23 protein-coding genes are annotated in these 26,873 nt (G+C 68.1%); 14 read left to right on the top strand and 9 right to left on the bottom strand.

Going from position 1 to position 26,873, the window contains the following annotated elements; genetic code table 11:
• Positions 1-4: 4 nt before the first annotated feature.
• Positions 5-1,066 carry a hypothetical protein gene (locus tag TX83_RS19060; protein WP_064749574.1) on the bottom strand — a complete coding sequence of 354 codons (1,062 nt, stop codon included), beginning with the start codon at positions 1,064-1,066 and terminating at the stop codon, positions 5-7.
• Here TX83_RS19060 and TX83_RS19065 point away from each other — a divergent pair.
• On the top strand, positions 1,065-2,078 hold the full coding sequence (locus tag TX83_RS19065) for an aminotransferase class IV (protein ID WP_261370199.1): 1,014 nt from the start codon (positions 1,065-1,067) through the stop codon (positions 2,076-2,078). The genes TX83_RS19060 and TX83_RS19065 overlap by 2 nt on opposite strands.
• Here TX83_RS19065 and TX83_RS19070 read toward each other — a convergent pair.
• From TX83_RS19070 to TX83_RS19080, 3 genes are all read right to left on the bottom strand, one after another.
• Complete coding sequence (locus TX83_RS19070) at positions 2,047-3,333, bottom strand: hypothetical protein (RefSeq protein WP_079248328.1); 1,287 nt, start codon at positions 3,331-3,333, stop codon at positions 2,047-2,049. The two genes, TX83_RS19065 and TX83_RS19070, sit on opposite strands and share 32 nt — an antisense overlap.
• 182 nt (positions 3,334-3,515) lie before the next feature.
• Positions 3,516-3,830, bottom strand: a complete 315-nt coding sequence (locus TX83_RS19075; RefSeq protein WP_064749578.1) for a hypothetical protein — start codon at positions 3,828-3,830, stop codon at positions 3,516-3,518.
• Between the two features lie 75 nt (positions 3,831-3,905).
• The gene (locus tag TX83_RS19080; protein ID WP_064749580.1) at positions 3,906-4,904 is read right to left on the bottom strand and encodes a trypsin-like serine peptidase; all 999 of its coding nucleotides are present in this window, start codon (positions 4,902-4,904) and stop codon (positions 3,906-3,908) included.
• Between the two features lie 932 nt (positions 4,905-5,836).
• Here TX83_RS19080 and TX83_RS19085 point away from each other — a divergent pair.
• A complete protein-coding gene (locus TX83_RS19085) occupies positions 5,837-6,709 on the top strand; it encodes an alpha/beta hydrolase (protein ID WP_064749581.1) in 873 nt (290 codons plus the stop codon).
• 160 nt (positions 6,710-6,869) lie between these two features.
• The gene (locus TX83_RS19090; RefSeq protein ID WP_064749583.1) at positions 6,870-7,826 is read left to right on the top strand and encodes an MBL fold metallo-hydrolase; all 957 of its coding nucleotides are present in this window, start codon (positions 6,870-6,872) and stop codon (positions 7,824-7,826) included.
• 358 nt (positions 7,827-8,184) lie between these two features.
• Here TX83_RS19090 and TX83_RS19095 read toward each other — a convergent pair whose 3' ends face one another.
• The 3 genes from TX83_RS19095 to TX83_RS19105 form a co-directional block, all read right to left on the bottom strand.
• The gene (locus TX83_RS19095) at positions 8,185-8,484 is read right to left on the bottom strand and encodes a DUF5676 family membrane protein (RefSeq protein WP_222423791.1); all 300 of its coding nucleotides are present in this window, start codon (positions 8,482-8,484) and stop codon (positions 8,185-8,187) included.
• Positions 8,485-8,661: 177 nt separating this feature from the next.
• The gene (locus TX83_RS19100; RefSeq protein WP_064749585.1) at positions 8,662-11,745 is read right to left on the bottom strand and encodes an efflux RND transporter permease subunit; all 3,084 of its coding nucleotides are present in this window, start codon (positions 11,743-11,745) and stop codon (positions 8,662-8,664) included.
• Positions 11,742-12,842 carry an efflux RND transporter periplasmic adaptor subunit gene (locus tag TX83_RS19105; RefSeq protein WP_064749586.1) on the bottom strand — a complete coding sequence of 367 codons (1,101 nt, stop codon included), beginning with the start codon at positions 12,840-12,842 and terminating at the stop codon, positions 11,742-11,744. The genes TX83_RS19100 and TX83_RS19105 overlap by 4 nt, the downstream gene beginning before the upstream one ends.
• A 395-nt stretch (positions 12,843-13,237) precedes the next feature.
• On the opposite strand from TX83_RS19105, the gene TX83_RS19110 reads away from it, so the two are divergent.
• Positions 13,238-13,624: a RidA family protein gene (locus TX83_RS19110; RefSeq protein ID WP_064749587.1), complete on the top strand. Its 387-nt coding sequence runs from the start codon at positions 13,238-13,240 to the stop codon at positions 13,622-13,624.
• 103 nt (positions 13,625-13,727) lie between these two features.
• On the opposite strand, the gene TX83_RS19115 is transcribed toward TX83_RS19110, so the two are convergent.
• Positions 13,728-14,588, bottom strand: coding sequence for a class I SAM-dependent methyltransferase (locus tag TX83_RS19115; protein ID WP_079248326.1), 861 nt, complete (start codon positions 14,586-14,588; stop codon positions 13,728-13,730).
• 234 nt (positions 14,589-14,822) lie between these two features.
• Between TX83_RS19115 and TX83_RS19120 the strand changes: the two genes are divergently transcribed.
• Positions 14,823-16,487, top strand: coding sequence for a phospholipase D-like domain-containing protein (locus TX83_RS19120; RefSeq protein WP_075575266.1), 1,665 nt, complete (start codon positions 14,823-14,825; stop codon positions 16,485-16,487).
• A 171-nt stretch (positions 16,488-16,658) separates the two neighbouring features.
• On the opposite strand, the gene TX83_RS19125 is transcribed toward TX83_RS19120, so the two are convergent.
• Positions 16,659-17,873 (bottom strand): pYEATS domain-containing protein, encoded by a 1,215-nt coding sequence (locus TX83_RS19125; RefSeq protein WP_064749589.1) that lies wholly within the window; start codon positions 17,871-17,873, stop codon positions 16,659-16,661.
• A gap of 864 nt (positions 17,874-18,737) precedes the next feature.
• Here TX83_RS19125 and TX83_RS19130 point away from each other — a divergent pair.
• The 9 genes from TX83_RS19130 to TX83_RS19165 form a co-directional block, all read left to right on the top strand.
• The gene (locus TX83_RS19130; RefSeq protein ID WP_064749590.1) at positions 18,738-19,715 is read left to right on the top strand and encodes a sigma 54-interacting transcriptional regulator; all 978 of its coding nucleotides are present in this window, start codon (positions 18,738-18,740) and stop codon (positions 19,713-19,715) included.
• A gap of 270 nt (positions 19,716-19,985) precedes the next feature.
• Complete coding sequence (locus tag TX83_RS19135; protein ID WP_064749591.1) at positions 19,986-20,258, top strand: hypothetical protein; 273 nt, start codon at positions 19,986-19,988, stop codon at positions 20,256-20,258.
• 15 nt (positions 20,259-20,273) lie between these two features.
• On the top strand, positions 20,274-20,417 hold the full coding sequence (locus TX83_RS23480) for a hypothetical protein (protein ID WP_186442651.1): 144 nt from the start codon (positions 20,274-20,276) through the stop codon (positions 20,415-20,417).
• Complete coding sequence (locus TX83_RS19140) at positions 20,414-21,016, top strand: DUF4255 domain-containing protein (RefSeq protein WP_064749592.1); 603 nt, start codon at positions 20,414-20,416, stop codon at positions 21,014-21,016. The genes TX83_RS23480 and TX83_RS19140 overlap by 4 nt, the downstream gene beginning before the upstream one ends.
• Positions 21,013-22,386: a hypothetical protein gene (locus TX83_RS19145; protein ID WP_064749593.1), complete on the top strand. Its 1,374-nt coding sequence runs from the start codon at positions 21,013-21,015 to the stop codon at positions 22,384-22,386. Before TX83_RS19140 ends, TX83_RS19145 begins: the two co-directional genes overlap by 4 nt.
• 3 nt (positions 22,387-22,389) lie before the next feature.
• Positions 22,390-23,871: a phage tail sheath family protein gene (locus tag TX83_RS19150; RefSeq protein ID WP_064749594.1), complete on the top strand. Its 1,482-nt coding sequence runs from the start codon at positions 22,390-22,392 to the stop codon at positions 23,869-23,871.
• 3 nt (positions 23,872-23,874) lie between these two features.
• Entirely contained in the window at positions 23,875-25,935 is a 2,061-nt protein-coding gene (locus TX83_RS19155) for a phage tail sheath C-terminal domain-containing protein (RefSeq protein ID WP_075575267.1), read from the top strand.
• A gap of 21 nt (positions 25,936-25,956) precedes the next feature.
• A complete protein-coding gene (locus TX83_RS19160) occupies positions 25,957-26,388 on the top strand; it encodes a phage tail protein (protein ID WP_064749596.1) in 432 nt (143 codons plus the stop codon).
• 3 nt (positions 26,389-26,391) lie between these two features.
• On the top strand, positions 26,392-26,873 hold a 482-nt coding region (locus TX83_RS19165), incomplete at its 3' end, for a phage tail protein (protein WP_075575268.1).

The raw sequence follows: 26,873 nt of genomic DNA on the forward strand, positions 1-26,873 counted from the left end.
TGGCTCAGATCCAGCCCTGGTCGGCCAGCTCGCGCTTGATGTAGGCGTAGTAGATCGGCGCGACGATCACCCCGGGGATGTGGAAGGCCGCTTCCATCACCAGCATCGCCAGCAGCAACTCCCAGGCGCGCGCCTGGATCTCGCCGCCGACGATGCGCGCGTTGAGGAAATACTCCAGCTTGTGGATCAGCACCAGGTAAGCCAGCGCGGCGATCGCGGCGTACAGCGAAATCGACAGCGCGGCGACGGTGATCAGCGTGTTCGAGACCAGATTGCCGAGCACCGGCAGCAGGCCCAGCACGAAGGTGATCGCGACCAGGGTCTTGGCCAGCGGCAGATGCACCCCGAACAGCGGCAGCACCACCAGCAGGAAGGCGCCGGTGAAGGCGGTGTTGAGCAGCGAGATCTTGAACTGGGCGAACACCACCCGCTTGAACGCGGAGGAGAAGCGCGAGCTGCGGCCGAGCAGTTCGCGCCCCAGCGGCCCCAGCCGCGGCAGCTGCAACTCGTCGTACAGCGCGATCATCGCGCCCAACACCATGCCCACCAGCAGGCGCGCCGCCACCTGGGCCGCTTCGGCGCCGGCCAGGCTGAGTTCGCCGCGATGCGCTTCCAGCCAATCCTTCACCGCAGTGCGCAGCTCGGACAGGTCGGACGGCAGGTAAGGTTGGGCCCAGGGCGGAATCTGTCCGCGCGAGGCGTCGATGATCTCCATCATCCGCGCCAACAGGGCCTGCTCGCCGCCGGTGTCGGCGCGGAAGAACGCCGCCAGCCCGAGCACGGCCAGGATCAGTGCGCCGACCACCACCGTCGCCAGCAACGCCACCGCGATCACCCGGGCGCGATGGCCGCGCACCATGCGCTCGACCAGGGGCGCGGTGGCGTGGATGAGCTGGAACACCAACAGCCCGGCCAGCAAGGCGCCGACCAGCCCCAGCTTCAGCACCAGATACATCGCCACAAGCGTCAGCGCCCAGGACGCGATGCGCGCCGGCGGCGCGGCCAGCAAGGGCTTGGGGGCGATCGTAGGGGCGGCGTCGGGGGCCGGCGAAGCGTCGGTGGGCATGCGGCTACCTGGGGGCGGGGGAAGGCGGCGGCACCGGGCAGGCGCCGCGCTCGGCGACCAGTTTCTCTGCAATCGCGTCGGCTGGGAATGGTGTCGTGCGTCGGTTGGCAAGATCCGCAGGCACGGCGCTGCGCCACCGGACAGGCATCAGCTCGGCGCGTCGCCGCCCGCCGGCACAAGGCTTGCGGTACATTCGCGGACTTCAGAGCGGAGGCGCGCGATGCGGGTGTGGTGCAACGGGGCGATGCGGGAAGGAGCGGCGATCGAACCCGGCGACCGCGGCTTTACCCTGGGCGACGGCCTGTTCGAGACGCTGCGCTGGGCCGACGGCGCGGCCCGGCACCTGGATCGGCACCTGGCGCGCCTGCGCGCGGGCGCGGCCTTCCTCGGCATCCCGTTGCGATGGAGCGATGCCGAACTCGGTGCGGCCATGGCCGCGGTCGTGCGCGAGCCGGGACTGGAGCAGGCCGCGATCCGGCTCAGCCTGAGCCGCGGCCCGTCGGCGCGCGGATTGTTGCCGCCCAGCGAACCGCGCCCCACGGTCGTCGTTTCCGCCGGGCCGCTGCCGCCAGCCGGGAGTGCCACCGCGATCGTCGCCCGTTCGACCCGACGCAACGAATACTCGCCCTTGTCGCGAATCAAATCGCTGTGCTACCTCGACAACGTGATTGCGGCCCGCGAAGCCGCTGAGTGCGGCGCCGATCAGGCGCTGCTGCTCAACACCGCCGGCCGGCTGGCCGAATCGGCGGCCGCCAACCTGTTCCTGGTCAGCGCCGGCGAGCTGCTCACGCCGCCGGTGAGCGACGGCGCCCTGCCCGGAATCGCCCGGCAACTGTTGATCGAGCGTTGCGGCGCGATCGAGCGACCGCTCGATGTCGAGGCCCTGATATCGGCCGATCATGCGTTCTTGAGCAACAGTCTGGGCTTGCGGGCGTTGAATCGGATCGACGGCCGCACGCTGGCGGTCGACGAGTCCCTGCTCAGCGCACTGGCGACCCGGATCGACCGCTGACGGCGGTCGTCGCGCCCGCGGCCGGATCGCTGGCAGGCGTTTCGGCGCGCGCCCCGCACTGCGCCAGCCGGTGCGCGATGTAGCGCCGGTACAAGGTGGTATGCAGATTGTGCAGGCCCAGCTCGATGCGGAACGGCGTACGCGGATTGCGGTCGAGCAGCCGGGCGATGTGATAGCCCACCGGCTTGACCCCCTGCTTGTGCACGTAGACCTCGAAACCACGATAGAACGGGTCGGAGAGTTCGGTGTCGATCCGGGCCAGCGCGGCGCGCGCGTCGGCAGACAGTTCGGCGCGCAATGCCGGATCGCGTTCGTACAGCAGGCGTTCGTAGTAGCGGCGTAGCGGACGCGGGCGCAAGCCGCGGGCCAGCGTCCAGATCTCGCGGTTGCGTCGGTTGTAGTGTTCGAATCCCCGATGGCGGCGCAGCGCATCCGCGGCCGCGGCGCTGACGTCGTAGACCACGAAGTTCTCGGCCTGGTTGTTGATATCGTCCAGGGCGCTGCGATCGAAGACGTGGTAGATGAAGCCCGGCAGGCCCATGAAGGCCTGGCGTCCGCTGCGCGAGGCCTGGACGGCGATGCCGTCGCGACTGAACTCGCCCGCAGAACTCCCTAGCAGGATGCTGCGGCTGCGCCGGATGCGGTTGAACGTGCCGATGGCGATTTCGTCGGCGGCGAATTCGCGGTCGAACCCGGCCGGGCCGTACAACTCCAACTGCGCCGCGTACTGCGCGATCTGCCGGCCCAGCCCGCACTCGCCGCGCATTCGCCCGCGGTAGAACGCCTCGATCGCCCGCGAGTTGGCGCCGGCGGGGCGGTAGCCGCGACCGAACCAGGCCGTCGCACGCCAGCCGTCGTGGCGCGCACCGGTCGGGCCGAAACCGATCCAGCCCAGCTGCACGCCGGTGAAACGGAAGCCCCCGTTGGCGCTGAGCCGGTCCACGGCGCGGCGCGTGGCGGCGCCGAGCGCGTAGCCGTAGGCGCACACGGTGGCGGGGTGGCGCAGCAATTGGTCCAGTCGGCGCTCGCGTTCGGCGACGCTCAGTTCGGACGGCCAACGAACCGTCAGGTCGCCGTGCGCCTTTGCGTCCTGCAGGTCGGCGCGATCGCAGGGACGACCGGCCTGCACGCCAGTCGGGGCGGTGGCATCGGGCTCGAAGCGCCAGCCCAGATCCTGCAACAGGCGTTGCTTGCAGGACGAGGCAGGCGCAGGCGACGCGACCGCGCTCGCCATCGCCGCCGCAGCGGTCAGCATGAAGCGGGCGAGCACGTGCCTGTGCACGCCCTCGGCCAGTATTCGCATCCGCACCGACATGCAGGCAGCCTAATCGGCATGCGTGAAGCATGCATCAACGACGCGACGGCCGATGATCTCTCGGCCCGAGCCGCGCTCGCCGGCAAAACGCTCGGAAGCGGCGTGCGCCGCGCCGACCGAGATCAGCGCAGCCCGCCCTTGCGCGGCATGCCTTGCAACTCGTCGATCACGGATTGCGGGGCGCGCAGGCGAATCTGCACCGGGAACGATTCCATCACGACCACGTCCTCGACCTTGCCGAGCTGCTCCAGTTCCCTGACCCGTTCCAGCACGGGGTCCGGCGATTCCGCGCTGCCGACGATCGTCGCGTTGCGCAGCGGCGCGGTCTGCACGACCGGCTCCGTGCGGTTGGCGGGCGGTTGCTTGTTGTCGATGCCGCAACCGGCCAGCAGCATCAGTGCGATCAATACCGGGCTCATCGTGGCCGCCTTGCGCATGGGGTCATCCGTCGGTGTGCGGCGCACCGGAGAGCCGGTGCGCCGCGGGTGGGGCTCAGGATCGCTGCCGCCCGCTTACGGGTAGGTCGAGATCCAGCTCTGCAGCGTGTTGTAGACGGTGCTGGTCAGGCGGGTACCGCAGTTCTGGCTCGCCGAACCGGTGGTGTGGATGCCGCGCACATAGACGCCGCCACCGCTGGAGATGCCGCTGCCGCTGTTGCCGCCGCTGGTGTCGATGGTATAGCACAGGCGGTAGGAGCCGCTGGTCCAAGGCGTGCCCGAGTGGGTCCACATCGTGCCGAAGGGCTTCTCGCCCGGATAGCCGGTGATGGTGTGGGTGCCGCCCGAGTACACGCCCCAACCCGAGTTGCCGCCGTGCGGCGCCGAGCTGAGCACGATCAGCGCGTAGTCGTAGTTGGTATCGGCGCTGTTGTGCCAGGCGCTGGTCGTGACGGCGCGGGCCCAGCTGGTGGTGCCCCAGGGCTGGTAGCTGCCGTTCTGGGCGACGGTGAAGTTCAGGCTGGAGTACCAGGTGCCGGCGCCGTTGGAGACGCAATGGCCCGCGGTCAGCACGTGCTTGGGCGTGATCAGGGTGCCGGTGCAGCCGATGCCGATGCGGCCGATGTGCCAGTACGGCGAAGCGACGGTGTTGGTGATCTGAACGCGGTCGTCGGTGCCGATCACCACCTTCGGCATGAAGCGGATATCGCCGCCGTCGAGCGCCGGCCGCACCGGCGCGTTGCCCGGCGTCGACGCGTTGCGGCCGAGCAGTTCCAGGTCGCGGATCGCCTTTTCGAACACGGCGACATCTTCCGGGTTCATGCTGGCGGCGTACTGATCGCCGTTGGGGGTGACCATGACCGCGCTCAGGCCGGCGGCCTTCTGACGCGGACTCTGCAGGCGGGCGTCGATCGAACCGCCGCGTTCCGGCAGCACGTCGCGCACCAGGTTGTCGCCGTGGATGAACTTGGCCTTCGCGCTCATCTTCTGGAAGGGGCGCTCCTTGGCTTCCGCGGTGTTGGCCAGCGGGGCCGAAACCAGCAACGCCAGGCTCAGTGCGACTAGACTCTTCATAACTAGCTCCTTGTTGGTTGAATGTCCTGACTGCTGCCGGAAGCGCGCTTCCTGCCCGCTTCCGGCCGGCCGGCCCGGCACGATGCCTCGCCGACCCTGCGAACGGCACGGACGCGCCCGTTCGCGACGCGGCCATCCCTGGCCGCGCTGTGCGGACGCCCGATGGCGTCCGTCATAGCCGATTGTGCGAACGCCTTCGCTCGGGCAGCCGCGCCCGCGGCGCGACGGCGCCGTACCGACGTTCGATTCCGAACGCTGCGAACCCCGCAGCGTTCTGCCCGACCCGCTAGCGCATGCTGCGGGGCAGGGCGTGCCCGAACCCGCACGGGGGCCGGGGCGGCGCCGGGCGGGACCGTGCCCGCCCCCTGTTTGAACCGGCGCTCGTACCGATGCGCATTGCGACCTCCCTGTTCGCGAATCGTTGGTGTTTCGACGGCGGCAAGCCACTGTCGGATGCCCGGTCGCAGACCGGAGCGCGATACGGATCGCGACCCGTGAGCCGCTTCACGCAATCCGCTCGCGCCATCGGGTGCGACCCGCTCCGTGTCGCCGAAACCCGCTTTCCTTCAACGTCGTTTGCGCTACCGGCGGGACAGACGTCATCGCAGTTCTTCCAACGACGCGGTCGAATCCCCACCGGCCTCGTAGGAATACGCGGCATCGCAGCGGAAGCGGACAGATCACCGACGCAATCGGAAGGCGTGACGATCTTTGCATCGCGTCTCAAGTGCGAATGATGCCGAAAATCGCCCACAGCCATCGGCGCGTGCGACAGGCGAACCCAGGGCCGATTCGCCGTTGCAGCCTCGGCTGTCGATCGCGACGCGCATCGCGGCGATTCCGGCCAGCGACGTCGGCCGTCTGCGCGCGGTTGTCATCCCCGGCGCCCGACGCGCGTTGTCGACAACGATCGCACAAGCGCAAGGATCGCCATGCATTGCCTCCTCGTCCGCCGATTTTCTGAAGCCCTGCTCGGTTTCGTCGTTGCCGCGTCGCCCATAGCGGCCGTCGCAGCGCATTCCACGGCCGCGCCGGCGGCGGTGGAGCGCGATGTGGCGTACGGGCCGGACCGGGCGCAACGCCTGGACGTGTACTGCCCGCATCGGGCGCGCAACGCCGCCATCGTGCTGATGGTTCACGGCGGCGGTTGGCGCATCGGCGACAAAGCGGCGCGCGGCGTCGCTCAAGCCAAGGCCGCGCATTGGAATGCGCAGGGCCGGATCGTGGTCGCGATCAACTACCGTCTGCTGCCGCAAGCCGATCCGCTGCAGCAGGCCGCGGACGTGGCGCGCGCCTTGGCACATGTCCAACGCGAGGCGCCGCGTTGGGGCGGCGACCCGACACGCGTGGTCTTGATGGGACATTCGGCGGGCGCACACCTGGTGGCGCTGTTGGCGGCCGCGCCGGAGTTGGCGCGCGCGCAAGGAGCGCGGCCTTGGAGCGGCACGGTGGCGTTGGACAGCGCCGCTTACGATGTCGAGGCCTTGATGCGGCGGCCGCATCTGCGCCTGTACGACCAGGCCTTCGGCGCAGATCCCCGCTACTGGCGCGAGGCCTCGCCGACCCGACGCCTGCACAGCGCACCGGCGCCGATGCTGCTGGTGTGCTCCAGCCGGCGCCGGCAGTCTTGCCCGCAAGCGCGCGATTACGCGCGCCGCGCCGTCGATCTGGGCGGGCTCGCGCAGGTACTGCCGGTGCAGTTGGACCATGCGGCCATCAACGCCGAGCTCGGCACCGAGGGCCACTACACCGCCCGGGTGGATGCGTTCCTGGCCTCGCTATGGGCGCCTGTGCGCCGCGATTGAACGCGGCCAATGGTCGATCCGGCGCGGTCGACCTGCGCCGTTGCCGGCGGTAGCATCGGCCTGGATCGCGATGCCGGCCACGCCGGTCGGTCGCGGCGCGCACGGTGCGCCGTCGAGTCGCTCGCATCGCCCCTTCCATTGCCTTCGGCCGGAGCCCGCCATGCCCTGCAATCGCGTTTCCATCCTGACCGTCGCCGCGCTGAGCGGCGCGCTGCTGGCGGCCTGCTCGCGCCCGCCGCCTGCCGCCACCGCCGAACCCGCGTCGACAGCAGCGACCGCTGCGACGCCCGCGCCGGCCGCCGCCGATACGGGCGCATTCGCGTTCCGTATCGGCGCGCTGGAGGCTTACGCGCTGAAGGACGGCGACATCGATGTGGCCAACGACGGCAAGACGTTCGCCATCGGCGAGCCGGCCGAACAGGTGGCGGCCTTGCTGACTGCCGCCGGGCAACCGACCGACACCTTGCACTTGAGCATCCAGCCCTTGCTGGTGCGCAGCGGCGATCGGACGCTGCTGTTCGACACCGGCGCCGCCGGCGTCTCCTTCGCCCATGCCGGCCGCTTGCCGGCGGCGCTGAAAGCCGCCGGCGTCGAGCCCGCGCAGGTCAGCGATATCTTCATTTCGCACGCGCATCCGGACCATGTCGGCGGCCTGCGCGCGAGCGACGGCGCCTTGGTTTTTCCGAACGCCGTGGTGCATCTGTCCAGGCCCGAGTGGGAGGCCTTGAAGGGCGATGCCGGCAACGCCGCTTTGGTCGCCGCGATCGCCTCCAAGGTCCAGGCTTTCGAGCCCGACGCGGCGATCCTGCCCGGCTTGGTCGACGCAGTGGCGGTCGACGGCCACACCCCGGGGCATAGCGCGTACCGGATCGCGTCCGGCGACCAGCGCCTGTTGTATCTGGGCGACACCGCGCACCACTTCGTGATCTCGGTGCAGCGCCCCGAATGGACGGTCGACTACGATCGCGACGCGACGCTGGCCGAAGCCAGCCGGCGCGCCTTGCTGCAGCGCGCCGTCGACGAGGACATGCACGTGTACGCCGTGCATTTCCCGTTCCCGGGGCTGGGCCGGATCAAGCGCCAAGGCGAGGACTTCGCCTGGGCGCCCGACCGCTGAGCGTTGCACACCGGATGGGGCAGGGCAGCGACACGCCGAAGCGCGGGCATGCCGTCTCGTTACCGCTCCCGCATTGATCGCGCTTGCCACGCGGTCGGGAGACGAGGTCGCCCGTGATGCGGCGGCGATGCCGCTCAGGAACGGGGCTGCGCCGAACGCATAGGCATCTGCACGCCGATCGAGCGCCGCGCGATCGGCAGGCGCTTACGCGGGCGCGAAGTGCGCCAGTTCGACTGGTGACAGAGCGCGACCATCGACGGGGTGCGGTTCATCGCCACGCCGGCACAGCACTTCTCCGGCCGCAGCGGTCGAGGCCATCGCCCGCAGCGGTTACCCGGTGGCGGCGGTGATCGCGGCGTTACTGCCGGTCGGCGAAGAAGTTGTAGATCGGGCCGAACACCAGGGCGGCATACCAGCCGCCGGCGAAGCTTTTGACCAGCCCGATCAGCACCGCGGACCAGGTCAACAGCTGGAAATCCGGCAGCACGAGGGTCAACAGCGAGCGGGCGGCGGGCCAGGCCGGAACGAACAAGTGGGCGACCACACAGAGCCCGAACGAGACCGACAAGAACAGGCTCAGCGCCATGCCCAGCGCGCCGACCGGGATGCGCGCCGCGGACCCGGTGCCATCGAGCCTGGATGCGGGAGTGGCGTTCATCGGCATGCTCCTTCTGGCGCGTTGTCCCGATCGGCTGCTTGGCAGCCGTGCCTACTACACCACCGGCCAAGCCGGCCGGGGTTGACGTGGATCAAGCCGGCTGCCCCTTCCTGGGCGGGCCGGCCGGCAAACCGGCGCGCGGTCGGCCCGGCGCGTGGCTCCGCGCCGGGCCCGCGGTCAGGCCGACGGCGATTGCGGCCGGGCCGGGTGCGAGGAGTGGTGGCGGAAGCGCCGGGTCAGCCACTCGCCGAGGTCGTCGATCACGGTGAACGCGGCCGGGATCACGATCAGGCTGAGCAGGGTGGAAGTGATCAGGCCGCCGATCACCGCGATGGCCATCGGCGCACGGAAGCTGGAATCTCCGGAAAACCCCAGCGCGATCGGCAGCATGCCCGCGCCCATCGCCAGGGTGGTCATGATGATCGGCTGGGCGCGCTTGCGGCAGGCGTCGACCAGCGCGTCATGCTGGCTCAGCCCGTGTTCGTCTTCGGCGATCACCGCATAGTCCACCAACAGGATCGAATTCTTGGTGGCGATGCCGATCAGCATCAGCAAACCGATCAACGCCGGCAGCGACAGCATGTTCTGGGTCAGCAGCAAGGCGCCGAACGCGCCGCCGGCGCACAGCGGCACCGCGGTCAGGATGGTCAGCGGCATCAGGGCGTGGTTGAACAGCAGCAACAGCACCATGTAGATGCAGATCAAGCCCGCCGCCATCGCCAACAGGAAGCCGACGAACAACTCGACGAAGACTTCGGCGTCGCCGGTATTGAGGAAGCTCACCCCTGGCGGCAACTGCTTGACGCTTGGCAGCTGCTGCACCGTCTCCATCACCTCGCCGAGCGGGCGACCGTTGAGTTCGGCGGTCAGGGTGACGTTGCGCTGGCGCTGATAGCGCGAGATCTGCGACGGGCCGCTGCCCATGCGCACCTCGGCCACCGCCGCCAGCGGCACCGGGCCGTAGCGGCCGGGCACGCGCAATTGGCCGATCAGCGCGGGGTTCGACAGCGCCGCCTCGGCGAAGCCGACCCGGATCGGAATCTGGCGGTCGGGCAGATTGAGCTTGGCCAGGCGCTGCTCGTAATCGCCGGCGGTGGCGATGCGCGCGGCCTCGGCGATGTCGGCGGTGGCTACGCCGAGGTCGGCCGCGCGGGCCGGGTTCGGCACGATCTGGATCTCCGGGCGCAACAGCGAAGCCGAAGAGGTGATGCTGCCCAGCCCTGGGATGCCGCGCAGGTCGCGCTCCAGCGCGATCGAGGCCTCCTGCAGGCGTTGCGGATCGTCGCCGGACAGCACCAGTTGCAACAGGTTGCCCGGCTCGGAACTGACATAGCTCACCCGCACCCCGGGCAAGTCGGCCAGCCGGGCGCGGGCCACGCGCTCCAGTTCGCGCTGGTCGCGCCCGCGGTCGTCGGCCGCGCCCCAGTCCAGCACCAGGGTGGCCTTGCGTACGTCGGGCACCCCGGTCGTCGAGGGGTCGCCCAGATCGAGCACGCTGCCGATCGCGGTATAGACCTGCTTGAGCTCGGGAATGTCCTTCAACCGTTGGCGTGTGCGTTCGGCCACCGCCTGGGTTTCCTGCAGGCGCGTGCCCGGCGGCAGCTCCAGGCTCAGATTGCTGCGCCCCAGGTCGGACTGCGGGATGAAGGTGGCCGGAATCAGCGGCACCAGCGCCAGCGAGACGACGAACAGACCGGTGGCGATCCACAGCGTGCGGGCGCGGTGGCGCAGCGCCGCATCGACCCAACCCAGGTACCAGCGCATCAGCCGGGAATCGGCCGGCTCCTCGCCGTGCGGCTTGAGCAGGTAGGCGGCCATCATCGGCGTCAACAGGCGCGCTACCAGCAGCGAGAACAATACCGCCGTGGCCGCGGTCCAACCGAACTCGCGGAAGAACTTGCCGGCGATGCCGGGCATGAACGCGACCGGCACGAACACCGCGGCCAGGGTCAGCGAGGTCGCGATCACCGCATTGCCGATCTCGCCGGCCGCCTCGCGGGCGGCCTCGATCGGCGGCTTGCCCATGCGCAGGTGGCGGACGATGTTCTCGATCTCGACGATGGCGTCGTCGACCAGGATGCCCACCACCACCGACAAGGCCAGCAGGGTGATCAGGTTCAGCGTGAAACCGAACCAATGCATCACCGCGAAGGTCGGAATGATCGACAGCGGCAGGGCCAAGGCCGAAACCCAGGTCGCGCGCCAGTTGCGCAGGAACGCGAACACCACCAGCAAAGCCAGCAACGCGCCTTCCCACAGCATGGTCATCGACGAGTCGTAGGAGCGGTGGGTCTCGTCGATCACGGTGGTGACCAGGCGGAAGTCGATGCCCCGATGCTGCGCCTTGAGTTCCTCCAGCGCCTTGTGCACGCCGGCCTCGACCTCGACCTCGCTGGAACCGCGAGTGCGCGACATTGAGAACGCGACCACGTCGCGGCCGTCGAGCAGCGCGGCCTGGCTGGGATCGGCGGCGGCGTCGCTGACCCGGGCCAGCGCCGACAACCGCACCGAGCGTCCGTCGGGCAGGCTGATCGAATAGTCGCGCAGCGCTTGCGCGGTGCCGACCGTGCCCAGGGTGCGGATGGTCTGCTGGGCGCCATCGAGCTCGGCCTTGCCGCCGGCGCGCTCGACCTGGATCGCCGCCATCTGGCGCGACACGTCGCCGGCGGTGACCCCGTAGGCGAGCAGGGCGTTCGGGTCCAAGTCGACCCGCACCTGGCGTTGCACGCCGCCGACGCGGGTGACCCGGGCCACGCCCGGCACGCCGTACATCGCCCGGCTGACCTCGCGGTCCACGAACCAACTGGCCTCGTCGGCGCTCATCTGCGGCGCGACCAGGGCATAGGTCATCAGCGAGCCGCCGATGTCGACCTTGGAGATCACCGGCTCCTGGATGTCCTGCGGCAGGTCGGTGCGGATCCGCGTCACCGCGTCTCGGGTGTCGTCCAGCGCGGTGGCCAGGTCGGCTTCCAGCAGGAATTCGATCTGGGTGGTGCTGACGCCTTCGCTGACGGTGGACATCACCCGCTTGACGTTGGTCACCGTGGCGACCGAATCCTCGATCTTGCGGGTGACCTCGGCCTCCAACTGGCTGGGCGAGGCGCCCGGCTGGGTCACCGTCACCGTGGTCATCGGGAATGCGATGTCGGGGAAGCGCGCTACCGGCAGTTGGTAGAAGCCCCACAACCCAGCCACGCACAGCACGAAGAACACCATCACCGCCGGCAACGGGCGGCGGATCGCCCATGCGGAAAAATTCATGGCGTCGGCTTCTCCGCCGCGACCGCGCGCACCCGATCGCCGTCGCCGAGGAAACCGGCGCCCGCGGCGACCACGCGCTCGCCGTCTTTCAGGCCTTCGACGATCTCGACCAGGCCCTGCGCGGTCTGACCGGTACGCACCCGCTGGCGCTGCACCGACTGCGCATCCTTCATCGTGAACACGTAGCTGTGGCCGTCGCGCTGCACCACCGCCGCGCTGGGCACCATCAGGGCGCGGCCGGCGCCGGTGACGATCCGGCCTTCCACGTACACCCCTTGCTTGAGCGGTCCGGGATCGGGCAGGTCGGCATAGACCGTGCCGGTGCGGGTCTGCGCGTCCACGCCCGGGCTGACTGCGCGGATGCGGCCGGCGATGGTCCGGCCGCCATGCGGCAATTCGACCGTGTTGCCGACGGCAACCAGGGCCAGTTGGTCTTCCGGCAGCTCGGCGCGCCACTCCAGCCGGCCGTCGCGGATCAGCCGCAGCAGTTCGCTGCCGGCCGCGACCACTTGGCCGGGCTGCACGAGGCGCTTGGAGATCACGCCGTCCGCGGGCGCACGCAACTCGGCGAAGTCGCGCCGGAGCCGGGCCGCATCGCGACCGGCGCGGGCGGTGGCGGTCTGCGCCTCGGCCTGCACCCGGGTGGCGCGCAGCTCGTCCAGATTGCCGGCGCTGATCAATTGCTGCGCGGCCAGCTTGGCGCCGCGCTCGTAACTGACCTGGGCCAACGACAGCGAGGCCTGGGCCTGGCGCAGCGAAGCCTCGGCCTGGGCCAGTTCGCTGTCCAGGGTGCGATGATCCAGGGTCAGCAGGACCTGGCCCTTGCGCACGCTCTGGCCGACGTCGACGTCGAGTGCGGTGACCCGTTGGCCGCTGAGCTCGACGCCCAGCTGCATTTCCTCGAACGCCGACACCGGCCCGGACACCAGCACGCTGCGCGCCAGTGGCCGCCACTGCGCCGGGGCCAGCGATACGGTCAGGGCCGACGCGCTCTTGGCTGCGGCCGGGTCGGCGTCTTCGTCGCCTGCGCACGCGCTCAGGGACAGGCACGCCGCGAGGAGGAGGGGGACTGGCCAACGCCGTGACCGTGCGCGCATGGGATTCCGTCGAGGTAGGTAAGAATAGGGGCGGCGCTGGATCGGGGCCGGCGTCGTGCGGACGGGCCGGAGCTGCGATCCGTGCGCGCATCGCGACCAAGCTAGGCGGGCGAGTTTAAGAAGGAATTAATCGCCGGCACGGCCGTCCGCACGAACCAGGCGATCGAGCAGGACGGTCGCGCAGGGGCAGAGCAGGGCAGGCTGCGTGCGAAGCCGTCAGATTATGCCGCCGACCGGGCGCGCACGTCCGGCCGAACAGGCATGATCCCTGCGGCCGCATGACGCAGGCCGAGATGCCGGCCAGCGTTATGCGAAATCCGCTCGGCGCCGGCCGCGCCGACCTCCACCGATTCGATGTCCAGCGCCGCACAGCGCTTTCTTGACTCAGAACCCGCATGCCACTGATCGCCCACGACCCGCCCGAGCTGTTCCCGCCATACCGCGGCTATGTCCACGCCATGGAAGTCGCCGGCGGAAGCCGGTTGCTTTTCATCAGCGGACTCAACGCCTTCCAGTCCGACGGCACCACCATGCCGGAATCGTTCGAGGACCAGGCGCTGCTGATCTGGAGCCACATCAAGACCATCCTGAACTCAGCCGGGCTCGGGATAGAGAACCTGGTGTCTCTGCGCACCTACCTGGCCGACCCGGCATTCGACGAGGCCAACGCCCGCATCCGCGCCGAACAGTTGGGATCGCATCGCGTCTCTTCGACGGTGATTTGCTGCACTTTGCTGGAGCCGACGTGGAAGCTGGAGGTCGAGGCGGTCGCCGCAGGCTAAGCTCGCCGCCGGGCCGCACGCCGGTTGCGGGTCGCCTCCAGCCGCGGAGAACCGGAGCCGGGCAAGGGCACGGCCGCCGCCATCCGCGGCCCGAGACGAAGCCTCATCTCCGCCCTGCGGCGCAGATCGTCAGATTCGGAATCCGAACCGCGCCGCCCACGGTCGCATACGGCTGCAGGCGCTCGCTGAGCCTGCGGCCGAATTCCGCCCGCTGCGCGAGCGGGCGATCGCCGAGCAGGGCGGAGAACTCGGGCGACACGTCCATCAGGTATCGGCCGCAGTCTGCGGCGGACGAAAACTCGAGGGGCATCGTCATTTCCTCGCTGTGCACGTCGCGAAAGCCGGCGCGACGCATGGTCTCTTGCACTGCTACGCGCGCAGGCGAGCACGCAGGCGAGGCGTCGGACGCGGACGGCGGCAAGCCGAACATCTCTTGCGCGACCGCCGCCGCCAGGCTCGCCATCGGTCGCCCCTGCGCCCCGGATGGCCAAACGGCGGTGACGAACCAACCATCGGAAACCAACAGGCGCCGGATCGCGGCCAACGCCCCGGGCGGATCGGGCAGAGACGTCACCCCCCAGCGGCAGAGGATCGCATCGAAGCGGGCGCCGGCAACATCCAGCGTCGCCGCATCCGCCTGGATGAATTCCACGTTCGCCAGTCCCTGTGCAGCGGCTCTTTCCTGGGCGATATCGAGCATCCGCGGCGAAAAGTCCGTCGCCACGACCCGCCCCGAGGGACCGACGCAGCGCGCTGCCGATAGCGCGGGTTCGCCGATGCCGGTCCCGAGGTCCAGCACCCGCTGCCCGGGTCGGACCTGCGCCAGTTCGAGCATGCGAAGGCTGACACGTTGCGCGCCGCCCTCGATGGTCGGCCACCATTTCCGCCAGCCGGCGGCGACCGCGTCCCATTGCCGGCGCTGCTCCTCGTCGTGGTGCATGGGGCGATCGGATTCGGCGCTCATGGGCTCAGTCTCCTGGTTCGACAGGCCAATCCAGGCCGCCCGGCCGAACTGGCGGCGGACGGCTGTGCGAGGACGTTCATCCTATCCCGCGCCTGCCTCGGATCGGCCAGATCCGGCGCCGGAGCCTGCGGAAACCTGAGCGGGGCAGGGTGGCCTTTCGCATGGCGGCCCTCCGTTCTCAGGGAAAACCGCGGCCTCCCGGGTCGCGTGGGCCACCGCCAGGGGGATGCCTCGATGCGTGCGCGAAAGCAAGGCAACGGCTTGACCGTCAGAGCGATCGCAGGAACCAACACCGTCCTGCTCGCAATGAGCATGGACGAGGCCGCCCGCAAGGGCTGCCTGGGCTTCGCGATTCAGCGCACCGATCACACCGAGGACGAAAAGTACTGGATGCGCGGCCACAAGGTCTTCGCCGACACCGGCGCGCACGTGGCCGCGGGCCAGGATGTCTCCAGTCGATCCCATCCTTTCCAGTCGTTTCAGTGGTGCGACTATACCGCCAAGCCCGAGCACGACTACAGCTATCGGGTCGTGCCGTTGTTCGGTTCGCCGGGAAATTTGGCCGAAGGCGATGGGATCGCGGTGAAAGTGAGCACCGAGCCGAACAACGACGGCCGCCACGGCGTGTACTTCAATCGCGGCGCCTGTTCGTCGCAGGCCTATGCGCGCAATTTCGAGAACAAGCACCCCAAGGACGTGGGTCCCGCCGCCTACGATTGGCTATCGCGTGGATTGTTCGAAGGAATGGCGGCCTTCATCGCGCGCGCCAAAGACGCCTCCTATGCGTTGCATGGCGCCATTTACGAGTTCCAGCGCCCCGAAGCGCTGAGCGCGCTCAAAGCCGCCCGCGGCCGCAAGGCCAAGGTAAAAGTCGTCTTCGACGCCATCCCCGGCGCAAACAAACCCAAAGAAAAGAACCTGAGCGCGATCGCCTCCGCCAAGCTTGTCCGGGAATCGTCCGGAAAGACCAAGGGCACGATCATGCACAACAAATTCCTCGTGCTCAGCCACCGGAACCAGCCCATAGCCGTGTGGACGGGCTCGACGAACTGGACCGAAAACGGCATCTACGGACATTCCAATTGCGGCCACGTCATAGAAGGCGCCGATATCGCGCAGCACTACCTGGACTACTGGACTCAGTTGTCCGGCGACCAGGCCTCCGAGGCGAATCGCGACTGGATGGACGAAAACGCCCCCGCGCCGCCTTCGCCTTGGTCGGACAAGACAGTCGCCGTGTTCTCTCCCAGAAACGACCTGTCGGTGCTGGATTGGTACGCCGAGCTTGCCGCATCGGCCAAAGCGGCCCTGTTCATGACCTTCGCCTTCGGCATGAACCGGCGCTTCCTCGAGGTCTACGAAAAGGACGACGACGTCCTGCGTTACGCCCTGATGGAGAAAGAGGGCAACGGCGCCGGGCTCGCGCAGGGGAAAATCGATATCCGGCGCATTCGCGCCCGGCGCAACGTAATCGTTGCGGTGGCCAACAACCTTCAACTGAATGTGCTCGATCGCTGGGTGGCCGAACGTCGGGCGCTCAGCCACGAAGCCAACGTCAAATGGATCCACACCAAGTACGCCCTGATCGACCCGCTGGGCAACAACCCGGTGGTCATTACCGGATCGGCGAATTTCAGCGAAGCGTCGACCCTGTCCAACGACGAAAACATGCTGGTGATCCGCGGCGACAAGCGGGTGGCGGATATCTACCTGACCGAGTTCATGCGCTTGCACTCGCATTACGCCTTCAGGGAAGCGGTCAAGATCGCTCGCGATAACGGGGAAGACTTCGAAGCCGAACGCGCACCGTTGGCGCCCGACGACAGTTGGCAAAAGGACCACTACAAGAAGGGCCACGATCGATGGTTGCGGCGGCGCTATTTCGCCGATGTTGATTAGCGCGGCGCATTGGTGCCCGCTGCGGACCCGGGCAGCCTCGCCGGCCAGCCAGAGAAGCGAGCAACGGCGCGGGGGCGGGCACGGTCATCCGACCGACTGGCGGCCCGCAAACGAGTTATCCGGTCCGGTAGAACGGAGGCATGCAAGCCGCTCGTTCCGCCTGACCGGCGCTCACCCCTTGAAGCCTTCCGGTACGCCGGGGACGTCATTGAGGTCCAGTTCCAGGCGCACCCCCTCGCTGGTCTGCGCTCCCACGGTGAAGGCTTCCTGGGCCACGATCTTCAGTTCGGCGACACCGTCGACGGGCGCCACGTCGTGCTCGGCCGTGGCAAACGTGGGATGGAGGTAGAAGCGCACCGGCCCGTTCAGCGGTGGACCTCCGGGCAGCGGACTCACCGTCAGTCTCACGCCGTACGTGGAACCGCCCTCGGTCAGTTGCGTCACCTCGGCCTGGAGCTGGTATCCCCCGACGACCGCTTGTCCGCCGAAGCTGCCTTTGTGCGGATCGCTGTTCCAGAGTCCCTTCCAGGACTCTTCCACACGCGCTCGGGTGTCCATGCCGACGCCCACGGCGCTTGCCGCCAGTGCGTCGGCCGACGGCCTCGCGGGACCGGCCTTGCTCAAGAACCCCACCGCTTCCTCCAGTTCCGATGCGACCATCTGCGCGCGATCCTGCGCCTGGTCGCGCTCCTGCAGGGTCTGCTCGAGCGTCTCGACCGCTTGTAGGGCCCGTTCCTGCGCCTGGTCGCGCTCCCGCTCCGCCAATTCCCTTGCGCGCTTGAGTTCGGAAATGCTGCTTTGGTTGTCTTCCAGGAAAAGGGAGAAGTCCGTGCGGGTCCAGATGTAGCACGTCAGGAACCCGACCAGCGCGCTGGCCAGGAGGATGCAGCCCGCGATAACGGCGCCGCCTTTCCATCCCCAGCCTACGGCGGCCATCCGGGAGATTTCCGAGAAACCCTCGGCCAGCTCTCGCGCCTGCACCAGGCTCACGCCGACGATGATCTTGGTCAGCCAGTCGCTGATCTGTTCGAGGTTCGTGTTGTCGGTGAAACCGGACCGGACCGCATCAGTTTTCACCGTGAGCGCTCGGGGAATGCCGAACAGAAATCCGATCAGCGCACCCGCGGCCGCGGAGGCGCTGATCGCGAAAGTGACGGAGCCGAACTTGAAGAGCAGCGTGCCGGGTTCGGCCGACATCAGCAGTGCGCCGACGATCAGGATGATCACGGAAGTCACCACCACGTTGCGGAACGCCTCGATCCGGATCGCCGGGATCTCGCCTCCGGCGGTCCTGGCGCCGTGGGTGTCCTTGGCGTTTTTCGTGCTCTCCGGGTTGCCCCGGGCAACGGCGGCTTGCGTCCCTTCGCGCTGCGGTTGAGCGTTCATGGGCCTTCCTTTGTTCTTGTCCAACCCGTCACAACGGCGCCCGGCCGGGGCTGCGGCCTGCCCCGGAGCGCAAGCGCTGGGACGAGCGTCGCCCCAGCCTGGGCGGCCGACTGGGGGGCGCAGTCATCGGAACCGCTTGACCGGGACCGGCCCCTGGATGCGGGAATGCCAGTCCGCACCCAGTCCCGGGATGCCACTGGCGTCTCATAGTGTTCAGCGAGAGGGCGCTTCATCCAAACGCCGAAGGCAGTCCCACCGGGGATGGTGCGTACTACGACCACAGCGGGGCGCCATCGCGGCACGAGGATTCGTGTCCGGTCGCCGGGCGGCCTGACGTTGCCCCGGAGTATCCAATCGAGCGCGCGACTCGCGCGGAGAGGCGCACAGCCATGGACGGTCGCGCGGCACCGCTGGGGAAAAAGCTTCCGTGGGAAGCGTCGCCGTTGAAACGGACAGGGCGCCTGGCTCATGCGGGCGTTGGAGCCCGATCCTCTCGGCAGCGCTCGCCGGTGTTCCATCGATCGGCGGCGCCGATGCCTCCTGGTCAAGGGCAACGTTTCCGCCGGGACGAGCTCGCAGACATCCGGCTTTTCCGGAACGCCACGCCGTCCGTCATCGCCTTCGCATCGCAGACGCAGGTGAACACCGACGGCGCCCCGGACGGCTAACAGGGCGGAACGTCCCGAGGAGATTGCGGTGGCCCTAACATGAAAGCCCAAGAACAGTTTCCGGCCCCCCGTTGGTTTCGTGTTCCAGCGTTTCCGGGAATAAACTCCGATCAACTGCCGCGTCAATATTGCGTGGAGAAACGCAATGGCTAGGGATGGTCAGTCCGCATCGCGCCAGAGCGGCTTCGCCTCAGCCATGCTGGGGCAGTCCGAGGCTTACGGACAGATGCGCGCGCTGCTGCATCGCTATGCCGGTTGCGACGTGCAGGTGCTGATCGAGGGCGAGACGGGTACGGGCAAGGAACTCGCCGCCAGGGAAATCCACTATCTCAGCGAACGCAGCGAACGGCCGTTCGTACCCGTGAACTGCGGCGCGCTTCCCGACAACCTCATCGAGAACGAGCTGTTCGGGCACGAGCGCGGCGCCTATACCGACGCCCGGAGCGCGCAGCCGGGGCTGATCGAACACGCGAGCGGTGGAACCCTGTTCCTCGACGAGGTGGATTCGCTTTCCAGCAAGGCGCAAGTGACCCTGCTTCGTTTCCTTGAGAACAACGAGTACCGCCCCGTTGGCGGAGGCGCGACGCGTGTGTCGACCGCCCGCGTGCTCGCAGCCTCCAATGCCTGCCTGGAAGCGCAGGCGGCGGCCGGCCTGTTCCGGCGCGATCTGCTCTACCGGCTCAACGCGCTGTACGTGCGCCTGCCGCCCCTGAGGGAGCGCGAAGGCGACATACCGATGCTTGCCCGACACTTCCTGCGGCAGGTGGCCCTGCGGATGGAGCGGCCGGAAAAGCGCTGGACGGAAGAGGCGCAACGGGTGCTCGACGCGCACAGCTGGCCAGGCAATGTGCGCGAGCTGGAGAACGTGGTATTACGGGCGTATCTGGGGACCGAAGGCGCGACGATAGGCGCCTCCATCCTCCACGACTTCATCGCGCCTGCGGCCGATCTTGCGCCGGCCACGCTTGCCGGCGTGTCCATGGCCGGCGCCGACCTGCACTTTGTTTCCGCGAAACGCAACGCCATGTGCGCGTTCGAGCGATCCTTCCTGTTGGACCTGATGGCGCGAACCGCGGGCAACATCAGTGCCGCAGCGCGCCTGTCCGGCACGGAGCGGAGGCAGCTGGGCAAGTTGCTGAAGAAGCACGGCATCGAGGCGACCGCGCTCCGCTAGCGCAGGGCCTGCTTCATCTCCCTGAGCGCCCCTCCATGTGCGACGGTTCGACCGGAGCGCCCTTCTCCGGGATCGAAGCCGGCGCCGCCCGGCACGCGATTTCTCGCCCGCCGAAGATGGGTGTTGACTGACCCGCCGCGCTTGAAAACCGGGTCAAACATGACCCGGCCGCCTCCCGGCTCGACGCGCAACGCCCGGAATAGAGCCCTTTCTCGCTTTCCCGGCGTTGGTACGACATTTGCTTGAATCAAGCTGACGCGGAGGTGACGCATGGGACCTAAGGAAAGCCTGGAGCGACACGCCGGGGGTGAAGTAGAGGACGCGGTGTTGGCCTATCTGGCGCAGCATCCCGATGCCGCCGACACGCTCGACGGCATCGTGAGCTGGTGGTTGCCGCAGCAACGCTATGAAACCCAACGCCACCGCATCGAGCAGGCCTTGAAACAACTGATCGAGCGGGGCCAGCTGCGCTGCGACCGTCTTCCCGGCGGCGCCGTGCTGTACGCGCTCAGTCGCGCCGGGCCTCCGCAACAGCCGAACTGATCGACGGACCCCGCAATGGCCAAGGAGATCGCCATGCAAGCCACACCGCGCCATCCAGGCGTCCCCGTCGAGGAGACCACGGGCGGTGCGCGCGGCTTCATGAACACGGCCGCATCGTTGGTTGCCTCTGCCGTTCGTCATCGGGAGGACGGCAGATGATGGTCGAGGCCATGACATTGCTGCTCAAGCAGCTCAACGACTACGTCGCGCAAGCGGACGGTGGTGCGCCCGGCGCGCCGGTGCAGGCCGTCTGGGGCAACGTCGCGCAGTTGGAGCGCCCGGAGGTGGCGAGCGAGCTCGAGAACCACATCGTGCTGACTTTGGTGAACCTCGAGGAAGAGCGCACGCTCAAGAACGGCAGGTCGTTCGCGACCGTGGGCCCATCGGATATCGCGTATCGCAACCGTCCGGTTCATCTGAACCTCTTCGTGCTGTTCACGGCGAACTACCGGAACTACGGCACGGCGCTGCGCCGGCTTTCGCAGGTTCTGGCCTTCTTCCAGGGCAAGCAGAAGTTCACGTTGGCGAACTCGCCGGGCGCGCTGCCGCAGGTGCCCATCGCCGAGTTCTCGTTAACCATGGATCTGCTGTCGCCGACGTTCGAGGAGGTCAATCACCTCTGGGGGTTCCTCGGCGCCAAGCAGGTCGCTTCGGTCCTCTATCGCGGTCGCCTGGTCGCGATCTCCGACGACCGCGTGCTGGCCGGCGGCGGCCGCATCCGCGAGATCGACGTCCTGAGCCGGGATGCGACCCAATGATCCGCTACCGGACTTTGTTCGAGGTCGATATCGTCCACGATTACTTCGTGAATCGCGGCGAGGTCGTGATCGAAGCGCAGCCGGACGAGGATCGGGCCGCGTTGGCGGCCTTGTACTCCACCGCTGACGTCTTCGAAATCGAACCCGATGCGCCTACGCGCGCAGCTCTGGCAGGGCACAAGCTTTTGTTCCGCAGCACGCGCAGCGGTTTCATCGTCGTCGTCCAGGCCGATGCATCGACGCCTCCGCGCCCCATCATCGCTCCCGGCGATGGGTTCAGGCTGGCGTTTGTGCTGCGCCTGCGCGATGCGCGGTTCGCGAACTACACGGAACTCGGGCCGCCATCGAGCTTCTACCGGTTCGGCAACGACGCGCAGAATCGAGTGGCCGGCGTCAGCTATCTCTCGCGGCCGATCCCCGCATTCGATACGACCCGCCGATACCTCGTTGGAGAGGTGAGATCCCAGGCGGCGGGCTCGACGTTCGACCTCTTCCTGGCGCTGCGGGACACCGGGCCGGCCGCAACGCCGGTCGCGGCGGACTGGCGGCGTATCCCGGCCGACACGTTCAGCGCCGGCGAGACTTACCAATCCGGAGCGATCGTCCTCGCCGCAAACCGCGTCTACCGCGCGCTCGTGAACGCGCCGGGGACGAATCTGGCGAATGCGGCGGAGTGGCAGCCCCTGGAGCTGCTCGGCAACCAGTACGCCTCCGCCACGGACGCGATGGGCGTCGAGTTTGCGTTCGCGACGCTCGACATCGCTGCAGCCGCCTTGTCGAGCACCATCGTGCGCATTACCCGGGCCGGCGCAGCGGCTCCGGTTTCCGAGCAGCCGTTTGCGGCAGAGCAGGGCACGCTGAGCCGGGTGCAGGTCGATTTGCGCACGATGCCTTCCGGGACCTACCGACTGGAAGTCCTGGACGACACCCAGACCGCGGTTCCAGGCCAGTCCCGGTCGATCTTCGTCGCTGCCGACGCGCGCTCGACCGGCGCCTTCGGCGTGATCGAGATCCGGTCCGGCACCGCGGACTATGCGCTGCTCGACGGGGCCGGCGCGTTGCGCTCCCCGCGGTATGCGCTGCGCTTCCTCAATCGCGCGACCCGTTGGCGCTACATCTTTCCCGCGCCGCAGGCGGTCGGCGCGGGAGCGGACGTCGCCCATGAAGGCTTGGATCAGCGCGTGCTCGTGACGGCCGCCGCACGTCCGTTGTCGCGCTTCGGCCCGGGATCTCTCCTCCAGGCCAACGTCGTGGCGACCCCGGCCTCCGAAGAGATCCTGCTCCCAGCGCCCGACGTCGAGCGCATGCGGCGAGAAAACGCCGAATGGTTCTCCGAAACCCATCTGCCGAACCTGACCGTAGGACCGTAACCCATGGCTCTGAATCTGAGAACTCCAGGCGTGTACATCGTGGAGGAGTCGAAGTTTCCTCCGTCCGTGGTGCCGGTCGAAACCGCGATCCCCGCGTTCTTCGGCTACACGCGCAACGCCCAGTACAAGGGCAACAACCTCCTGAACCGTCCGGTGGCGGTGAATTCGCTGCTCGAGTTCCAGGAGATCTTCGGCCTGCCCCCGGTCATCGGAGGGTTTGCCATCTCGCTGGACGAGGAGGGCCGGGTGGCCGCGCCCGCCGCCGACCCGGGGCAGGGACCGAATGCGCGGTTTCGCCTGGGCTACGCGCTGAGGCACTTCTACGACAATGGCGGCGGCCGCTGTTACGTGGTGAGCGTAGGCACCTATGCCGCCAGCGCCGTGGTCAACGACATCGTGGACGCGCATGTGGCGGGGCTGGAGGCATTGGCGCGCGAAGACGAGCCCACGCTGATCGTCTTTCCCGACCTGAGCGGGATGCGGCCCGCGCCCGGCGCCAACCCCGCCGAGGTCGCCGCCAACCTCGCCGCCACGCGCGCCGCCTATCACTCGGTGCTGGTGCAGGCCCTGAACCAGTGCGCCACGCTGGGGGACCGCTTCCTGATCTGCGATCTGTGGGACGGCAACCAGCCGGGCAGCGAGGGCATCGCCGCCTTCCGCAACGGCATCGGCACGAGCAACCTGAAGTACGGCGCGGCTTACCACCCGCATATCCGGACCACCATGGCCTGGAACTGGGACGAGTCCAGCATCACGGTCACGCAGGTCGCGCGCCGGAACGACGATGGAACCGTGGACCGGCCCAGCCCGCACAACGGCATGACCCTGGCCGCGCTCAAGGGCGGCGCGCCCAATTCCAGCCCGTTGATCTACGGCAACGCGCGCAACGAGCTGGCTCGTTTCACGGTCACCTTGCCGCCCGCCGCCGCGATGGCTGGCATCTATGCCACCGTGGACCGTACGCGCGGCGTGTGGAAGTCGCCGGCCAACCAGAGCCTGGCGTCGGTGATCGATCTGAGCGTGCGCATCGATCAGGACCTCAACGACATCATGAACGTGGAGCCCAGCGGCAAGGCGATCAACGCTTTGCGCTTGTTCAGCGGCAAGGGCTTCCTGGTCTGGGGCGCGCGTACGCTGGCCGGCAACGACAACGAATGGCGCTACGTGTCCGTGCGGCGTTTCTTCAACATGGTCGAAGAGTCGACCCGCAAGGCCACAGAGCCGTTCGTGTTCGAGCCGAACGACGCGGGCACCTGGGCCAAGGTCAAGGCGATGATCGAGAACTTCCTGGTCATCCAGTGGCGCGAAGGCGCGCTGGCCGGCGCCAAACCGGGCGACGCGTTCTACGTGAACGTGGGCCTGGGCTCCACCATGACGGCGCAGGACATCCTCGAAGGGCGCATGAACGTCGAGATCGGCATGGCGGTGGTCAGGCCTGCCGAGTTCGTGGTGCTGCGTTTCTCGCACAAGATGCAGGAGGCCTGACCCATGCCGTACAAGACACCAGGTGTACACGTGGAGGAGATCTCCACGCTGGCGCCCTCCGTCGTGGCGGTGGAAACCGCCGTGCCGGTATTCATCGGCTACAGCGAGCGCGCGCAGAGCGCCGCGGGCGAGGATCTTCGCTTCGTACCCACGCGCATCCGCTCGTTGCTCGACTACCAGCAATCATACGGCGGCGAATACACGCCCGCCGCTTATCGGGTCGTGGTGGACACCGCCGCCGGCAACCTGGTTGGCGCGGTGTCGCCGCGCAACGCGGCCGACGTCGAGCGACGCTACTACCTGGCCACCGCCCTGCGGCATTTCTACGCCAACGGCGGAGGCCCGTGCTATGTCGTTTCCGTGGGGTCGTACGCGGATGCGCCGGCGCTCGGCAATACCACCACGCCCGCCGGCCTGCTCGGCGGGCTGTCGCGCGTAGAGGCCGTGGACGACCCGACGCTGCTCGTGTTCCCCGACGGCGTCTCGCTGAGCGCCGCTGAGATGGGATCGCTGCAGGTTGCGGCGTTGGCCCAGTGCGAGAAGCTGCAGGACCGCTTCGTCATCATGGACCTGGTGCAGGGCGACCAGCCGGTGTCCTTGGCGCTGGACCCGGTCGGCAACTTCCGCCAGAACGTGGGCACGTCGTCCCTGCGGTACGGAGCCGCCTACTACCCCTGGGTCCGGACCATCTACCGGCCGGACGTGGACTTCCGCCAACTCAACCTGGTCACCCCGGCGCTGGCGGCCATTCCCGCGGGGACCATCAACACGTTGACTGGCGACACGACGATCGACGGCCTCGTCACCGCGACGCGCTCGGCCGATACCGCCGCGACCACCGTCGTGGGCACGGTGAACGTCTCCGCCATGGCCGGACCGAACCCGCTCACGCTCACGCGCGCGAACTTCGGACAACTCAGCCAACACTATGCCAGGCTCCTCGATCTGCTGCGGCAGACGGACGCCGCCACTGCGGCCGCCACGGTGCGCCAGCGCTTCGCCAACCTGGTGCTCCTGGTCCGTGCCGTGGCGCTGGCGCTGCGCGCACTGCAGACTGCGGCGCCGTCGCTGCCTGCATCGGTCAATCTCGCCGTGACCGACCTGAGCAACGACTCCGAGCTCGCGGCCGGCATCTCGGCGCTGATCGCCTACGAAAAGAACGCGGACGTCATGGGATCGATCTCCGGTACGCGCGGGATCGCCGAGGTCGAGGGCGACTACGCCGCTCTGAACGGTTCGCCCTGGATCGCACCCAACGCCAATGCGGGCGCCATCGCCGCCAGTGCCGACGCGTTCGGTGGCGCCACCGTGCGGGCCACGGCGCTGAATGCGGCCTCGGCGCTGCGCGGGCTGTTCGAGCGGCCGGCCGCCGCGGTGCTTGCGATCTTCGCCAGCGTGGAGTTTCTGGCCGACGAGGCGCAGAACCGGCTGTTCGAGAGGCATCCCGTGTTCGCCAACATCCTCGAGCAGGTCAACGGCGTCATGACCCTGCAGCCGCCCTCGGGCGCGGTGGCCGGCGTCTACTCGGCCGTGGACCGCACGCGAGGCGTGTGGAAGGCGCCGGCGAACGTGTCGGTGGCCGACATCAGCGGCGTGGCGGTGAAGATCAACGACAAAGCGCAGGAGGATCTGAACGTCACCAGCACGGGCAAGAGCATCAATGCCATCCGCACCTTCACGGGCAAGGGCTCGTTGGTCTGGGGCGCCCGGACCCTGGCCGGCAACGACAACGAATGGCGCTACGTGCCCGTGCGCCGATTCTTCAACATGGCCGAGGAATCGATCAAGAAGGCCACCGAGGTCTTCGTGTTCGAGCCCAACGACCGCGGCACCTGGGTGCGGGTTCGCGCCATGGTCGAGAACTTCCTGACGGTGCAGTGGCGGCAGGGCGCGCTCGCCGGTTCGGTTCCGCAGAAGGCGTTCTTCGTGAAGATCGGATTGGGCGAGACCATGACGGCCCAGGACATCCTGGAGGGAAGGATGATCGTGGAGGTCGGCATGGCGGTCGTCCGGCCGGCCGAATTCATCGTGCTGCGCTTCGCGCACAAGATGCAGACCTCTTAACTTCTGCAGGGAGACGAGAACATGGCTGAGTATCCGTTGCCGAAATTCCACTTCGAGGTGGAGTGGGGTGGCACCCGCATCGGCTTCACCGAGGTCACCGGCTTGGAAGTGACCACGGAGAAGATCGAATACCGCGATGGCGCGAGCCCGGAGTATCACAAGATCCGCATGCCCGGCATGCAGACCTTCGGCGACCTCACGCTCAAGCGCGGCATCTTCGCGAACGACAACGAGTTCTACGCCTGGTGGGACTCGGTGTCGCTCAACACTATCGAGCGCCGCGACATCACCATCAGCCTGCTCAACGAGAACCACGACCCGGTCGTGATCTGGAAGGTGAAGAACGCGTGGCCGACGAAAGTGACATCCACCGATCTGAACTCCTCGGGCAACGAGAGCGCGATCGAGACGCTGGTGCTGGCCCATGAGGGCCTGACCATGGCGAACGGCTGATCCATGGACCTGAGCTACCCGCATCCGGGATTCCATTTCCTGGTGGTCTTCGAGCTGCTGCCGCAGTTCCCTTACGACACGCGCTGGCAAGAGGTGTCGGGCCTCAGCGTGAGCACGGAATTCGAGAGCTGGCCCGAAGGAGGCGAGAACCGCTACGCCCACCAGTTGCCCAAGAGCCTGCAGTTCGGCGAACTGACGCTCAAGCGCGGCAAGTTCATGGGGTCCGGGGTGCTGCACTGGGCGCGCAAGGCCATGGAGCAGTTCGAGTACAAGCCCGTCAACCTGATGATCTCGCTGCTCGACGAGGAGCATCTGCCCCTCTACAACTGGTATGTGACCGGAGCCGTTCCCAAGCGCCTGGAGATTGCGGGCATCAATGCCGGCAGCAACGAGATCCTGATCGAATCGCTGGCCCTGCAGTACCAGTATTTCAAGTACTACGACCCGGCGAGCGTGGCCCTGGATGCGGCTGCGGCGCTCTCGGG

Source organism: Lysobacter antibioticus HS124, from assembly GCF_000336385.2.
Taxonomy (GTDB): Bacteria; Pseudomonadota; Gammaproteobacteria; order Xanthomonadales; family Xanthomonadaceae; genus Lysobacter; species Lysobacter firmicutimachus.